The sequence below is a fragment of the Nitrincola lacisaponensis genome (genome assembly GCF_000691225.1).
GTDB lineage: Bacteria > Pseudomonadota > Gammaproteobacteria > Pseudomonadales > Balneatricaceae > Nitrincola > Nitrincola lacisaponensis.
On record NZ_JMSZ01000032.1, the window covers coordinates 40573 to 55301 of the forward strand.

A 14729-nucleotide genomic window follows, 5' to 3' on the forward strand; every position below is an offset into this window, starting at 1 on the left:
GGTGGCTCAGCAGGTGTTCTGGCAGCGTAAGCAGCTGCATGAGATGACACAGGACGAGTGGGAGTCCTTGTGTGACGGTTGTGCGCTTTGCTGCCTGCACAAGATAGAAGATGAGGATACCGATGAGGTGTTTTATACCTCAGTCGTCTGTCACCTCCTCGATGAAGATACCTGTCGCTGTACGCGTTACTCGGAGCGTACGGTGCTGGTTCCTTCCTGTGTGCAGTTGCGCCCTGAAGATGTTCCTGCATTTCACTGGCTGCCACCCAGTTGCGCCTATCGGCTGGTGTATGAAGGCAAGCCTTTGCCGGAAAGGCATCCACTGATGAGTGGTTCAGCTGATTCCATGATTTCATCAGGTCTGTCTGTACTGAATGTTTTTCAGGTGAAGGATGACGAGATTGAGGAAGATGATCTGGTGGATTTTGTCATGGAAGAGGGGATTATTTTCCGAGGCTGATTGAGCTGTCTCTGCTCTGTTTGTCCCTTGCCGGGCCGATATTACAAAAAAAGCACCCGAAGGTGCTTTTTTTAACGGCACAGCCTGGAAGGGCTGATTAGTTGTTCTGGTTAGCCATCTGCTGCTTGATCAGATCACCGATAGTGGTCGGACCGGCTACTTCGACTTCCTGGTTGCGAACAGCGCTGATAGCGGCTTTCTCATCAGCCTGGTCTTTAGCCTTGATCGACAGGCTGATGACGCGGTTGCGACGATCAACGTTGATGATCTTGGCTTCAACTGAATCACCTTCTTTCAGTACGCTGGTAGCGTCTTCGACACGATCAGCAGACAGTTCAGATACTTTCAGTTGAGCTTCAATGCCTTCGGCCAGTTCAACAACAGCACCTTTGGCATCAACGCTGGTAACTGTACCAGTGACGATAGTGCCTTTGTCGTTAGCGGCAGCAAACTCAGCAAACGGATCGCTTTCCAGCTGCTTGATACCCAGAGAGATACGCTCTTTCTCAGCATCGATAGACAGAATGACCGCTTCAACTTCGTCGCCTTTCTTGTACTGACGCAGAGCTGCTTCAGCATCGGCTTCCCAAGAGATATCAGACATGTGAACCAGACCGTCCAGATCGTTGTCGAGGCCGACAAAGATACCGAAATCAGTGATGGTTTTGATGGTGCCCTGAACCTTGTCGTTGGCCGCATACTTCTCAGAGAAGGCGATCCAAGGATTCACGGTGCACTGCTTGATACCCAGGGAGATACGGCGACGCTCTTCATCAACATCCAGGATCATCACTTCCACTTCATCACCGATCTGTACGATCTTGGATGGGTGGATGTTCTTGTTGGTCCAGGACATTTCAGAAACGTGTACCAGACCTTCAACGCCGTCTTCGATAGAAGCAAAGCAGCCGTAGTCAGTCAGGTTGGTTACACGTGCAGCGACTTTAGAGCCAGCTGGGTAACGGTTTTTGATCGCTTCCCATGGATCTTCAGACAGCTGCTTCAGGCCCAGAGAGATACGGCCAGAGTCTTTGTCGAACTTGATGATGCGAACAGAGATTTCATCACCTGGATTCAGCATTTCGCTTGGGTGAGAAATACGCTTCCACGCCATGTCAGTGATGTGCAGCAGGCCATCAACACCGCCCAGATCGATAAAGGCACCGTAGTTGGTCAGGTTCTTAACGAAACCTTTAACCACCTGGCCTTCATCCAGAGTCGCGAGCAGTTCATCGCGCTGTGCGCTGTTGGCTTCCTGCATAACGGCACGACGTGAAACGACGATGTTGTTACGCTTAGGATCCAGCTTGATCAGTTTGAATTCCAGCTCTTTGCCTTCCAGGTGATCGACATCGCGTACTGGACGCACGTCAACCAGAGAGCCTGGCAGGAAGCCTTGGATATTGTTGATGCTGACAGTGAAACCGCCTTTGACCTTGCCAGAGATATAACCTTTAACGGTCTCTTCGGCGTCAAATTTGCTCTGAAGAACTTCCCAGGCTTCTGAACGCTTGGCTTTTTCGCGTGACAGGCGAGTTTCACCGAAACCGTCTTCAACGGCTTCCAGTGCAACCTTGACAGTGTCACCCAGTTTGATTTCGAGCTCGTTGTTGTCGTTCAGAAACTGAGCGCGTGGAATGATCGCTTCAGATTTCAGACCGGCGTTGATGGTCACCCAGTCGCTGTCGATATCGACAACTTCACCGGTAACCAGTGTGCCCGGAGTCATATCCAGAGATTGCAGGGATTCTTCAAAAAGATCAGCAAAGCTTTCGCTCATGAAATTGTCCTATAGTTCGCTGCGGTTGCAGCTTCCAGCCTGTATCACCAGTTATACAGGGTCGGTTAGCAATAATCGCTTTCCTGATACGCTACTGGTGAAGTATCAGGACTACGAAAAAAGAGGTCAAATTATACAGGGGATTGTCTCGGGTGAACAGCACCTGGATAAAAAATGCTCAGTCGAGCAGGTGTGCCATGTGTGTGTTCAGTCCTTGTCGCAACTCGCGCTGACAGGGAGGAAGTACAATATCCAGATCTTCCTGTATCTCGGGTGACAGACGTTGTTGCTCAGGGTTGCCGAAGAAGTCACGAATCTCGCGTTCCTCATTGAAGCTGTTGGCAGCCAGGTCGATGGCATCACCCACACAGAACATGAATGCAGGCAGGAAATCGACAACGATTTCAGTGCGTTGCACGGCATCCAGCATCAGCATATTGGCTTCAACAAAGCGTTGATACTCCATGCGTCCGGCGGCAGCCATGATTTCCAGACGAAAATTGCTGAAGCGTTGTGCATCTGCAGATTGACGCAGGTAGGTCAACAGCATGCGCTCGACACGCTGCAGTTCCTGATTGAAATTTTCCGGCATGAAGTATTCGGCCATACGGCGATCTTCTTCATAGCTTTGCAGCTGTGCTTCCAGCGCTTCAATCTGTTGTCTGAGTGTGCGGTTTTCTATAATCAGATTTTCCCGATCCCGAACCAGACTGTGGACCACTCGCTCAGCGGGCGTGAGGTTTTCAGTCCCGAATGTAGATGGCAGCTGGGTTTCCCCAAGTATGCCTTCAGACCTTTCGAACTGGGAGGTGCCGCGCAGATCAAAGCCGAATTTTTCCAGGTCGACCTGGTTGCGTTCATGTTGGCTCTGTAGCGCACCAAAGGCGAAAAAGCCGAGAGTGCCAACTAAGATCACAGCAACAGGGGCTGTGATGAACAGCATCAGCTTTTTTTTGTTCGCTTGCTTGCCACCCGCTGATTCAGCGGGTGACTGGTCTTTTTCGTCAGTTGCCATTCACAACTTTGCCGGATGTCTGAGCGGTATGTGACAGGTGCAGATCGATAAAGTCGACCATGATTTCAGCGGTTTCATGGAGTATCGATTCTGCTTCGGGGTTAACCGGACGGCCCTGGCTGTCCTTGGGTAGCAGGTCATCCAGTTCACTGAGCTGGCGAATAGGTGGTTCGCCTTTAGCCATACGCCGTTCATTCTCGGTATTGATCTGCCATTGTTCCACTTCATCCCGCTGGGCGCGGACCTCACTGATATTCAGTGGAACACTGGTTTGTTGGCGTTGTTCGCGACTGCGCTCGATATGCTGTTGCATAAAGATGAAATCCGGATTGTTGGCAATACGGTTTTCATGCCGGTGAGTCAGATCATCCAGGAAGGGCGCCAGGCTGGGGAAGCGGCCATGGCGTACCGGGTGAACTGTATCCCAAGGCAGTGCACCTTCCAGCGCACTCTCACCGATTTCCTTTTCATCGAACAGTGTCGGGAAGTGGATATGAGGCTCCACACCTTTGTTCTGTGTACTTTCACCAGAAATACGGTAGAACTTGGCATGTGTCAGCTTCATCTGGCCATGTTCAAGTGGCAGCAAAGTTTGAACAGTACCTTTACCGAAAGTGCGGCTGCCAACGACCAAACCACGATTATAGTCCTGAATGGCACCGGCAAAGATTTCGGAAGCAGAGGCGCTGAGTCGGTTGACAATCACGGCCATGGGACCGCTCCAGGCTACTTTTGGATCAAAGTCGCCAAGAATATCGACACGTCCACTGGCATCACGAATCTGTACGGTGGGTCCCCGGCTGATGAACAGACCGGTCAGTTCATTGGCTTCACGCAGCGAGCCGCCACCGTTATTACGCAGATCGACAATCAGTGAATCGATATTTTCCTGTTTCAGCTCTTCGATCAGTCGCTCAACATCACGCGTGGTGCTCTTGTACTCAGGGTCACCCGCCTGCATCGCGGCAAAGTCGATGTAAAAGGCCGGAATCTCTATGACACCGATACGGTAGGGCTGTTCATTGCGAGTGATGTCAATGATGCGCTTTTGTGCGGCCTGTTCTTCCAGGCGCACTTTGTCCCGGACAATGGTAATAACACGGCGTGCACTGCGGTCAATGGAGTCGGCAGGAATAATCTGCAGGCGGACAACACTCTCTCTGGGGCCTCGGATCAGGTTGACCACTTCGTCCAGACGCCAGCCAACAACATCCTGAATCGGGCCTTCTGTATCCTGCCCGACACCGACAATAATATCAGAAGGGCGCAGCTGGCCAGCCAGATCAGCTGGACCGCCAGGTACCAGACGCACAACCTTGGTGTGTTCGTCTTCACCTTGAAGTACGGCACCGATGCCTTCCAGTGACAGGCTCATATTGATCTGGAAATTTTCCTGATTACGTGGAGACAGGTACTGGCTGTGCGGGTCGAATTCGTGCGCAATGGCATTGGCATAGCGCTCGAACACATCTTCATTGTTGGTTTGCTGCAGGCGGCTTTTCTGGCTTTCGTAACGTTGAATCAATGTCTCACGTGCTTCAGCCAGAGTCTGGTCTGCCAGTTTCAGGCTGATCAGGGCATTTTTCAGACGCTTGTACCAGAGCCTGTCCATCTCTTCAGGTGTCTGAATCCAGCTGGCTTCGGAACGGTCTGTTTCGATGGTGAGATCAGAGTTGAAATCAAAAATATGGTTTTCATCGCCCAGCAGGTCCAGCATGAAGGTCAGGCGTTCCAGCTGGCGCTGGTGAAATCGATTATAGATAGCAAAGCCAGTCTGGCTGTTGCCCATGAGTATTTCCAGCCCGATCGCTTCGCGTGCATGCTCATATTCACGTACATCGGCAGCGTAGAAATAGATACGGGATGGATCCAGGTCTTTGAGATAACGGTCAAAAATATCGGAAGAGAGTTGCTCGTCCATCTTTTTGCCACTGTAGTGGTTGTACTGCAGGGCTGAAATAACATCCAGAAGTGCCTCTTCATGTTGAGGCTCTGCAGCATAACGTGCATGCACCGGGCTGATGGCGAGTAAAACTGCCAGGGTAATGCCGGTCAGCAGGGTTTTGAGTCTAAATCTGGTCATGGTCTGGATAATTCCTGATTGTTCCATCTTCGGAGTAAGACATCAGTGAAGATACGTGGTTCCTTGTCAAATGGTTCTTATATTACAGGATTTGCCAGTGTAGTCATCGGCAGGAGTAATGTAAAATTAAGAGAAATATTGATTTTCGGCAGGAGTACCCTGTGAATACCCGATTGAACACGGCTGATTTTAATCAGGCACTACTGAATTTTCTCGACCAGTCACCTACGCCTTTTCATGCAGTCGCCAGTATCGCCGCGCGACTGGATCAGGCAGGCTTTATGTCCCTCAAAGAAAGTGATCCCTGGGTGCTGCAACCTGGCCAGGGGTATTATACAACACGTAATGGCTCGTCAATTATCGCCTGGCGTCAGCCGGTTGAAGCTCAGGGCTTTGCCGCGGGCTTGCGGTTAACCGGTGCGCATACAGACTCACCGTGCCTCAAGGTCAAACCACAGCCGGAACTGTTGCGTCAGGGCTACTTTCAGCTCGGCGTGGAGGTCTATGGTGGCGTGTTGTTGAACCCCTGGTTTGACCGTGACCTTTCGCTGGCAGGGCGGGTCACTGTCCGTCAGTCTTCAGGGCAACTCAGCAGTCACTTGATTGATTTCAAAAAACCGATTGCCGTGATTCCGAGTCTGGCTATTCATCTGGATCGTGAAGCCAATGCGGCTCGCAGCATCAATGCACAGACCTATCTGCCGCCGATTCTGGGTCAGGCGACTGAAAAGCCGGACTTCCGTGCACTCTTGCAGCAGAAGCTGCTGGCCGAACAGGTTGATGTGGCGGCAGTACTGGATTATGAACTGGCCTTTTATGATTGCCAGAAAGCGGCGCTGGTCGGGCTGGATGATGCGCTGGTGTGCTCAGCCAGGCTGGATAATCTGCTGAGCTGCTTTATTGGTTTGCAGGCGTTGATTGAGTCCCGGCCGGGTAACGGACAGGTACTGATCTGTAATGATCATGAAGAGGTAGGGAGTGCCAGTGCCTGTGGTGCTCAGGGACCGATGCTGACACAGTGGCTGGATCGGGTATTACCGGCTGATTGTAACCGCTATGCAGTATTGGCGAACTCCTTGTTTGTGTCAGCAGATAACGCACATGGAATACACCCGAACTTTGCCGATCGTCATGATGATAATCATGGGCCTCGCCTGAATCAGGGGCCGGTGATCAAGATCAATTCCAATCAGCGCTATGCCAGCAACAGTGAAACCAGTGCCCGCTTCCGCGACCTGGCATACCGTGCGGGAGTGCCGGTTCAGAGCTTCGTCGTACGCAGTGATCAGGGGTGCGGCAGCACCATAGGCCCAATTGTAGCAACTGAAACGGGCATCCCGACAGTGGATGTCGGTGTGCCGCAGTTTGCCATGCACTCCATTCGCGAGACTGCCGGTGCAGAAGATGCGATCGGCCTGACCCGGATACTGATGGAGCTGTATCAGTCCTGATGCCGACAAGTTACGGCGGGATCAGTCGTTCTTTTCCCGCCGTGTAACCCGGATACGAGGTTTGTAGTCTAGGTTCTGGCGATAGATTTCCAGCTCTTCCTCAGTTTCCAGGCCGCTCAGCAAGCGGTGAGAGTCTGGATCATAACAGTTGATCAATTCATCTTTGACCGTTTTTGACCAGACAGGTACGCCGACAAAGTAACCCGCACGTCCTATGGCGTGAGCGGCAATCGGGGCTGTGATCAGAATAAAGATGATGACAGCCAGGCTTTTGGCCATGACGACGGTATCGAAAAAGTGAAAGCTGGCGGCAATCATCATCAGCGTGATACCCAGTGCACCGGCTTTGGTACTGGCGTGCATGCGGGTGAGCAGATCCGGTAGTCTGAGCACACCTATCGCTGCCAGCAGAATGAAAATAGAGCTGGTCAACATCAAAAATTTGATAATCCACTCAATCATCACGTGGACCTCCTCGTTCCAGAAAGCGGGCAAAGCCTATGGCTGCCAAAAATGCCGTCAAGGCTGCGACAATCGCAACATCAATAAAGCTGGCGGTATCGGTATAAATGGCATAGGCACCGATCATGGCGACAATCACAGATGCCAGCAACTCCAGTGCGACCACACGGTCCGGTAATGTCGGACCCAGGATCAACCGGATAAAGATCAGAATCATTGCCAGACTCAGTGTGGCAAAGGTCAAATAGATAACAAATTGCACAGTTCCTCCTGTAAAACCGTCAGCGCAGGATTTCCAGAACCCGACGCTCCATCTCTTTGAGGCTGTCACGGACAGCTTGCTCATCATCGAGGAACATCGCATGAATAAACAGTACCCGGCGATCATCTGAAACATCGAGACTGAGGGTACCTGGCGTCAGGGAGATCAGATTGGCGACCATGGTGATCTCCATTTCTGTTCGTGCTTCCAGGGGCATGGCGATTACACCCGGCTTCATATGCCAGATAGGGGTGACGATATCAAAAGCCACTTTCAGATTTGCGACAATCAACTCCTTGAAAAAGAAGAAAATGAAGCGAATCAGTCGTGGCAGTCGACTGGTGTAACCCCGCAACATTGGTACCTGGCGTTGCATTAATCCCAGTACCAGATAGCCCACAATCAAGCCGGCAAACAGGTTAATACCACTCAGGTCACCTGTCAGTACCACCCAGATCAGTGCCAGCAACAGGTTCCACATAAATGCCATCATGGTTTCACCCCCAGCACCGCTTCAATGTAACCGGCTGGATTCATCAGTTGTTGTGCTGAAAATTCAGCCATCAGATAGATGGGTTGGCCGTTCAGACCGATAAACAGGGTGCAGGCTGCCAGCAGAATGACCGGCAGGTAGAGTGCTGCCAGAGAGGGTGTCATCGCTTGCTGCAGGCCACTGCCATCGGTTTCTTCCGGCAGCTTTTTCCAGAAGGCTTCAGCCCAGATTTTGATCATTGAGTAGAGTGTCAGCAGACCAACCAGCAGTGCCACGCCTGTGACCACCCAGGCCTCAGCTTCAACCCCGGCACGGATGACAATGAACTTGGCAAAGAATCCGGACAGCGGGGGTAGTCCGGCCAGTGACAGCGCGGGTACCAGGAACATGACGCTGAGAAAGGGGCGGGTTTTGTACAGCCCACCGAGTTTTTTCAGGTCGTAGGTGCCCAGCAGTCGGTGTGCGATACCACTGATCAGGAACAGATTGGTCTTCACGATGATGTGGTGCATGATATAGAACACACCACCGATAATGGCCAACGGTGTAAACAGCGCCAGCCCCAGAATCATATAGCCGATCTGGCTGACAATGTGGAAAGACAGTATCCGTCGGAATTCAAACTGGGCCGCTGCACCCAGAACCCCGGTAATCATGGTCAGTGCGGCGACCCAAAGCAGCAACTGATGAGTGAATTCCGGGCTCTGGTTGAAAATCAGCGTGAATACCCGGAACAGCGCATAGACACCTACCTTGGTCAGCAGACCGGCGAATAGCGCAGAAACGGCAACCGGGCCAGTGTGGTAGGATGCAGGCAGCCAGAAAAACAGCGGGAAGGCTGCTGCTTTGATGCCAAAGGCCACCATAAACATGACTGCGATAACATCCACCAGGCCCGAATTTTCAGCCTGAGACAGCTTCAGTGCGATATCTGCCATGTTCAGCGTGCCTACCAGACCATAGAGCAGACCGATGGCGCTGAGGAAAATGGCGGAAGAAAGCAGGTTCAGGGTAACATACTTGACCGCACCCTCCATCTGCGCACGTTCACCACCGAGTATCAGCAGCGCAAAAGATGCGACCAGCATCACCTCAAACCAGACATAGAGATTGAAAATATCGCCTGTCAGGAAGGAGCCTGCGACACCGGCCAGCAGCAGATGCATGAGTGGGTAGTAACCGAAACGCTCGTGACTTGCAGAGGCAGACGACAGTGAGAAAATGGCGATGGCCACTGCCATCATGCCGGTCAGTACCACCATGATGGCACTGAGCATGTCAGCGACCAAGGTAATACCATAGGGCGCGACCCATCCACCCATATACATGACCACATGGCCGGTTTCACGCACACTGGCCAGCAGCCAGATACTGGCTATCAGCAGGGCGATACTGCCAATAACCGAGAGTATTTTCTGAACACTGTTAGAGCGCCAGGCCAGCAAAGTCAGCGTGCCTGTCAGCAGGGGGATAATAATCGGCAGTGCGACTTCAGGGCTCACGTGTCGGTATCCTTCATCTGATCCAGGTTGTCGGTGTGGATAATGTTATAGGCGCGGTGAATCAGTACAACGGCAAAGGCCAGTACACCAAAGGCTATAACGATCGCTGTCAGAATCAGCGCTTGTGGCAGCGGGTCGGCAATGATGCCTTCAGGCTGCATGGCGCCAACCGGGATCAGCGGTGGGGCGCCGCGTGTCATACCTGCGGACGTGAAAATCAGCAGGTTGGCTGCATTCGACAGCAGCATCAGACCGATCACCAGTTTGACGATGCTGCGTCTGAGCATCATGTAAATGGCGGCGGCATACAGACAACCGGCCACAATGGCCATAATCGGTTCCATAGTCGCTCCTTATCTCAGCGTTCTTCGGTTTCAGTCAGGGCGACAAGCATCAGCATCACCGAACCGAACACCGTGAAATACACCCCGATATCAAAAATAAGGGGCGTTGACAGTTTGATTTCCGTACCTCCAGGCAGCATCACCGGCCACCATTGGGATGTCAGGAAGGCCTGATCCTGAAACCAGGCCGGAAAGACAGATATCATGGCCAGGAATAAACCTATGCCGATCAGATTGCGTGGATCTATGCGCATCAGATCGCGTGTCATCACTGCTCCGAAGGTGAACAGATACAGCGCAAAGGCACCTGAGGCGACCAGGCCGGCGATAAAGCCACCGCCGGGTTCATTATGACCACGCAAAAGCAGAAACACTGAGAACAGCAGCTGTAGCGGCACCAGAAAACGTGCTGCAACATGCAGGATAAGCGTGCCGGGTTTCATCATGTCAGTGAGTCTCCTTGGTCTGGCTATCCATTTGTGCCTGGGCTTTTTGTTGCTGGGCTTTCATCTGCTGGCGTTCATCCAGTGAATGCACTATGTCCTTTTCCGGAACCTGTTTGGGCGGCAGGATCAGTGTGCCAGCGTAATGGTTGGCACCCGGCTGGGTATCAGGACGGAATTTGATCATGGCATAGACACCCAGAGCGGCCAGGGCCAGAACAAAAATCTCACCCAGCGTATCCAGAGCACGGTAGTCCACCAGAATGACGTTGACGATATTGCGACCATACGCCAGTGGCTGGCTGTTTTCGATCATGTAATCAGAAATCGACGGGAACAGCTGGACGTCAATGGTGATCATGATCAGCAGCGTCATCAGTGCGCCGGTCAGCAGGGCAACAAAGGCATCACGGCCTCGTTCTGCCGGCGTGGAGGTGCTGGAGAAACCGGGCAAGCGGAACAGCACCAGTACCAGCAGAATCACGGTCAGGGTTTCCACCAGTATCTGTGTAATACCCAGATCCGGCGCGCTGAACAGAATAAAGATCAGGGCAACCGAAAAGCCCACCGCACCCATGGATGCTACCGCACCCAGTCGTGAACGGGTAATGCTGGCTGCTGCCGCTGCTGAAACCAGTATCAGTGCCACGACAACTTCATGCAGATAGAGGCTCAGGTCCCAGTTCCAGTGAACTTCGTAACGCCAGAACAGGGTGTAGCCTGTGATACCGATAAATGTCAGCAAAATGGTGCGCAAATAATTACGCATGGAGCCATTTTGCAGTACCCGTGTTTGCCATTCGGAAATCAGCACGATGCCTTGCATAAAACGGAAGTAGCCAGCTTCGGGTCCACGTTCAATCAGCGGGTTGAACAGGCGCAGCGTATCGCGCAGGGTATCCCAGTAGCGGTAGAGGAAGTACCCCGTCGCCAGACTGATGACCGACAGCAAGAGCGGCAGATTAAAGCCATGCCAAAGCGACAGGTAGCCATCGACCGGCTGACCGGCAACGGCCATTGAGGCAGGCAGGGTAATGTAGTGACCCGCATAGCCGGGCAAGAGTCCGGCCAGCAGCGACAGGGTGGTCAGCACCACCGGGCCCGCCAGCATCAGCTTCGGCGCTTCGTGTACGGTACGTGCCTGAGGAATGAATCGACCGAAGAATGGGCGCAAGGCGATCACGGCGGCCACGGCCACCACCAGAATTGCCGAAGTGATGACCATTAGTACAATCAGCAAGCCTACAGGACCTTCCAGCAAGGATTCCAGCAGTAACTCTTTGGCAACGAAGCCAAACATGGGTGGTAGACCAGCCAGTGAGAACGCGGCAATCAGCGTACAGAGTGCCGTTACCGGCATGAGCTTGCGCAGTCCGCCCAGCTGTGTGACATCGCGGGTACCGGTTTCATGATCGACGATTCCGGCCAGCATGAACAATGCGCCTTTGTACAGTGAATGGGCCAGCAGATAGGCAGCAAAGGCCAGCATCGCCAGTTCAGTGCTCAGCCCCAGCAGCAACGTCAGCGTACCCAGGGCCATCACCGTGGAATAGGCGAGCAGTTTTTTCAGGTCCGTGCTGCGAATCGCCATAAAGGCACCTGTCAGCATGGTCAGTGCACCGAAGCTGGTCAGGGTATTGATCCAGAGGTCTGTACCTCCCAGTTCCGGATAGAGACGTGCCATCAGGTAAACACCGGCTTTGACCATGGTTGCTGAGTGCAGGTACGCACTGACCGGCGTGGGGGCCGCCATCGCATTGGGTAACCAGAAGTGGAACGGGAACTGGGCCGATTTGGTGAACGCACCCAGTAACAGACAGACCATCATGCCGACATACAGAGGATGCTCACTCAGTACCTCGGTGCTGTTGAAAATTTCCTGCAGCGAATAGCTGCCACCGGCACCGGCCAGCATGATCAGACCCGCCAATAGTGCCAGTCCGCCACCGACGGTCACGATCAGACCCTGCAGTGCGGCCTTGCGAGCCTCTGCATTCTGATGGTTGAAGCCGATCAACATGTATGAGGTGATGCTGGTGAGTTCCCAGAATACAAACAGGGTAATCAGGTTGTCCGCCAGTACCAGGCCCAGCATGGAGGCCATGAATGACAGCAGTACCACCAGAAAGCGTGGCAGATCCTGATGCCCTTTCAGATAGCTGCCAGCGTACAGCACAATAAATGTACCGATGCCGCAGATAAGCAGGGCGAACATTAACGAGAGTCCGTCCAGTACCATGGTCAGGGAAATATCCAGACCCGGTATCCAGGCGTACTCGTGTACCAGTATTTCACCACTGGCAATCAGTGGGATATGTGATGCGAACCACAGAGTCAGTGCTGCAGGCAATAATGCCAGCAGGTTCGGGGTACGGGCCTTGTGTTTGCTGTACAGCCAGGGTGTCAGCGCGGCCAGAAGGTAAATAACCAAGACGCTTAATTGCATGGTTTATCCTGTTTAGATTCCGGTCGTTTTAACGTGCCCTTGCCAGATAGCAGGCCACTCTTATTGTATGAATACTCAGTGACATTCTACATAAGTAGAAAGTTCCGTAAAGAATAATCGGTTCGGGGCAGGGCTTTAAAGTTGAGTTGACCTGTCGGAAATAAGCATGTGCAGGGCGCTGTCAGGTGGCATGTGAAGGCTCAAGCTGTTAGGGTAAAAAAGGGTGTAAGTCTTTGTCCAGTAATGACCGAGTGCCCGCTTCCGATTCTGTTGCATTGCACGAGTTGCGTGTTCGAGCGGGCAACGGGAAAACGCAATAACCTTAAATGGAGTGCCTGTCACCATGAGTGAACATGACCCAAAAGATCCGATGGTGCCTGATGGCGAGGTCAATCCGATCAATACTGATTATCAGATTGGGCAGGATAATATCGCGCTGAAAATTGGCCCTTTCGGACTCGATATTCATAACCGTGTCTTTTTAATCTCCGGTCTCACCGTTATCGCATTTGTTGTGCTGACATTAACGTTTCAAGGTTATCTGGAGCCCAGCTTCACAAGTCTGCGTAACTGGTTGACCACAAACCTGGACTGGTTTTTTATCAGTGCAGGCAATATTTTTGTTCTGCTGTGTCTGTTTCTGATTGTCTCCCCGCTGGGCAAGGTGCGCCTGGGTGGTACAGAAGCAAAACCTGACTTTTCGTATCTGGGCTGGTTCTCCATGCTGTTTGCTGCAGGCATGGGCATCGGGCTGATGTTTTTTGGTGTTTCCGAACCTCTGTCGCACTTCTCTTCATCAATGGGCGGAATCAGCGGTGAAGTAGGCGCAAGAACTGACTGGGCACCTCTGGGCGCTGCTGCCGGTGATCCGCAGGCAGCCGAACGTTTGGCCATGGCCGCTACAATTTATCACTGGGCACTGCATCCCTGGGCGATTTACGCAGTGCTGGCGCTGGGACTGGCGTTGTTTTCCTTTAACAAGGGACTGCCACTGACGATACGTTCAGTTTTCTATCCCTTGCTGGGTGAACGTGTCTGGGGATGGCCAGGCCATATCATCGATATCCTTGCCGTCTTTGCCACCCTGTTTGGTTTGGCAACATCACTAGGGTTGGGTGCCTCGCAGGCTGCCGCCGGTTTGAATTATCTGTTTGGTGTGCCGGAAAGCACGACAACTCAGATTCTGCTTATTTTCGGTATTACGCTGATTGCATTAGTGTCTGTGGTTGCGGGTCTGGAGGCGGGTGTCAAACGCTTGTCAGAAATCAATATGACACTGGCACTGTTGCTGATGCTGTTTGTGATAGTGGCTGGACCGACTCTGGCGATACTGACAGGCTTTTTTGCCAATCTGGCAGCCTATTTCCAGCATTTACCTGCTCTGGCGAATCCGGTGGGTCGTGAAGACAGCAACTTTGCCTCTGGCTGGACTGCCTTCTACTGGGCTTGGTGGATCTCCTGGTCACCTTTTGTCGGGATGTTTATTGCCCGGGTATCCCGTGGCCGCACGGTACGTGAGTTCATGATTTCAGTTTTGCTGATTCCATCCGCAGCCTGCGTGCTCTGGATGACCGTATTTGGTAGTACCGCTATCAGCCAGTACCTGAGTGGCTACACAGCTGCCGCTGATGCTGCACTGCCTTTGCAGCTGTTTAATATGCTGGATGTATTGCCATTGGCGCAGATTACGTCATTTGTTGCGATTATTCTGGTGGTGGTGTTCTTTGTGACCTCATCGGACTCCGGTTCGCTGGTTATTGACACGATTGCGGCTGGCGGCAAGGTCAATGCTCCAACACCACAGCGTGTCTTTTGGTGTACCTTTGAGGGCCTGATTGCTGCGGCACTCCTGTTGGGTGGTGGTCTGGCGGCGTTGCAGGCCATGGCCGTTTCTACAGGTTTCCCCTTCACCATTGTGCTGCTGGTGGCCTGTGTGGCGATGTTGAAAGGCTTGTCATCTGAGCCGCGAGGCTAAGATAATCCATCAG

General features: G+C 52.6%; 13 protein-coding genes. 3 read left to right on the top strand and 10 right to left on the bottom strand.

Translation table 11 applies throughout. The features are described from left to right. Position 1: 1 nt before the first annotated feature. Positions 2–460, top strand: a complete 459-nt coding sequence (locus ADINL_RS10240) for a YcgN family cysteine cluster protein (protein ID WP_036547426.1) — start codon at positions 2–4, stop codon at positions 458–460. A 97-nt stretch (positions 461–557) separates the two neighbouring features. Here the strand turns inward: ADINL_RS10240 and rpsA are convergent, their stop codons facing one another. The 3 genes from rpsA to ADINL_RS10255 all read right to left on the bottom strand — a co-directional run bounded on the left by rpsA (position 558) and on the right by ADINL_RS10255 (position 5338). After that, the gene (gene rpsA, locus ADINL_RS10245) at positions 558–2240 is read right to left on the bottom strand and encodes a 30S ribosomal protein S1 (protein WP_036547429.1); all 1683 of its coding nucleotides are present in this window, start codon (positions 2238–2240) and stop codon (positions 558–560) included. A 178-nt stretch (positions 2241–2418) separates the two neighbouring features. Then, positions 2419–3255: a hypothetical protein gene (locus ADINL_RS10250; RefSeq protein WP_036547432.1), complete on the bottom strand. Its 837-nt coding sequence runs from the start codon at positions 3253–3255 to the stop codon at positions 2419–2421. Continuing rightward, positions 3245–5338, bottom strand: a complete 2094-nt coding sequence (locus ADINL_RS10255; RefSeq protein WP_036548632.1) for a carboxy terminal-processing peptidase — start codon at positions 5336–5338, stop codon at positions 3245–3247. Before ADINL_RS10255 ends, ADINL_RS10250 begins: the two co-directional genes overlap by 11 nt. A 161-nt stretch (positions 5339–5499) precedes the next feature. Here ADINL_RS10255 and ADINL_RS10260 point away from each other — a divergent pair, with 161 nt between their 5' ends. Beyond that, on the top strand, positions 5500–6789 hold the full coding sequence (locus ADINL_RS10260) for a M18 family aminopeptidase (protein WP_084154473.1): 1290 nt from the start codon (positions 5500–5502) through the stop codon (positions 6787–6789). 21 nt (positions 6790–6810) lie between these two features. On the opposite strand, the gene mnhG is transcribed toward ADINL_RS10260, so the two are convergent. Genes mnhG through ADINL_RS10295 form a run of 7 tightly spaced genes read right to left on the bottom strand, consistent with a single transcriptional unit; the run spans position 6811 to position 12741 of the window. After that, on the bottom strand, positions 6811–7251 hold the full coding sequence (gene mnhG / locus ADINL_RS10265; protein ID WP_036547436.1) for a monovalent cation/H(+) antiporter subunit G: 441 nt from the start codon (positions 7249–7251) through the stop codon (positions 6811–6813). Next, the gene (locus tag ADINL_RS16255; protein ID WP_036547439.1) at positions 7244–7513 is read right to left on the bottom strand and encodes an MrpF/PhaF family protein; all 270 of its coding nucleotides are present in this window, start codon (positions 7511–7513) and stop codon (positions 7244–7246) included. Before ADINL_RS16255 ends, mnhG begins: the two co-directional genes overlap by 8 nt. A gap of 19 nt (positions 7514–7532) precedes the next feature. Next, entirely contained in the window at positions 7533–8006 is a 474-nt protein-coding gene (locus ADINL_RS10275) for a Na+/H+ antiporter subunit E (RefSeq protein ID WP_036547442.1), read from the bottom strand. After that, the gene (locus ADINL_RS10280) at positions 8003–9508 is read right to left on the bottom strand and encodes a Na+/H+ antiporter subunit D (RefSeq protein WP_036547446.1); all 1506 of its coding nucleotides are present in this window, start codon (positions 9506–9508) and stop codon (positions 8003–8005) included. Before ADINL_RS10280 ends, ADINL_RS10275 begins: the two co-directional genes overlap by 4 nt. After that, positions 9505–9852, bottom strand: coding sequence for a Na+/H+ antiporter subunit C (locus ADINL_RS10285; protein WP_036547448.1), 348 nt, complete (start codon positions 9850–9852; stop codon positions 9505–9507). Before ADINL_RS10285 ends, ADINL_RS10280 begins: the two co-directional genes overlap by 4 nt. 14 nt (positions 9853–9866) lie before the next feature. Then, the gene (locus tag ADINL_RS10290) at positions 9867–10298 is read right to left on the bottom strand and encodes a Na+/H+ antiporter subunit B (protein WP_036547450.1); all 432 of its coding nucleotides are present in this window, start codon (positions 10296–10298) and stop codon (positions 9867–9869) included. Position 10299: 1 nt separating this feature from the next. After that, positions 10300–12741: a putative monovalent cation/H+ antiporter subunit A gene (locus ADINL_RS10295; RefSeq protein ID WP_084154475.1), complete on the bottom strand. Its 2442-nt coding sequence runs from the start codon at positions 12739–12741 to the stop codon at positions 10300–10302. A gap of 343 nt (positions 12742–13084) precedes the next feature. Here ADINL_RS10295 and ADINL_RS10300 point away from each other — a divergent pair, with 343 nt between their 5' ends. After that, on the top strand, positions 13085–14716 hold the full coding sequence (locus ADINL_RS10300) for a BCCT family transporter (RefSeq protein ID WP_036547453.1): 1632 nt from the start codon (positions 13085–13087) through the stop codon (positions 14714–14716). Positions 14717–14729 lie beyond the last annotated feature (13 nt).

Excerpts from the sequence above, each read along its gene's own strand:
- rpsA (WP_036547429.1), bottom strand. The coding sequence starts at position 2,240 with ATGAGCGAAAGCTTTGCTGATCTTTTTGAAGAATCCCTGCAATCTCTG.
- ADINL_RS10255 (WP_036548632.1), bottom strand. The coding sequence starts at position 5,338 with ATGACCAGATTTAGACTCAAAACCCTGCTGACCGGCATTACCCTGGCA.
- ADINL_RS10300 (WP_036547453.1), top strand. The coding sequence starts at position 13,085 with ATGAGTGAACATGACCCAAAAGATCCGATGGTGCCTGATGGCGAGGTC.
- ADINL_RS10290 (WP_036547450.1), bottom strand. The coding sequence starts at position 10,298 with ATGATGAAACCCGGCACGCTTATCCTGCATGTTGCAGCACGTTTTCTG.
- ADINL_RS10250 (WP_036547432.1), bottom strand. The coding sequence starts at position 3,255 with ATGGCAACTGACGAAAAAGACCAGTCACCCGCTGAATCAGCGGGTGGC.
- ADINL_RS10295 (WP_084154475.1), bottom strand. The coding sequence starts at position 12,741 with ATGCAATTAAGCGTCTTGGTTATTTACCTTCTGGCCGCGCTGACACCC.
- ADINL_RS10275 (WP_036547442.1), bottom strand. The coding sequence starts at position 8,006 with ATGATGGCATTTATGTGGAACCTGTTGCTGGCACTGATCTGGGTGGTA.
- ADINL_RS10285 (WP_036547448.1), bottom strand. The coding sequence starts at position 9,852 with ATGGAACCGATTATGGCCATTGTGGCCGGTTGTCTGTATGCCGCCGCC.
- mnhG (WP_036547436.1), bottom strand. The coding sequence starts at position 7,251 with ATGATTGAGTGGATTATCAAATTTTTGATGTTGACCAGCTCTATTTTC.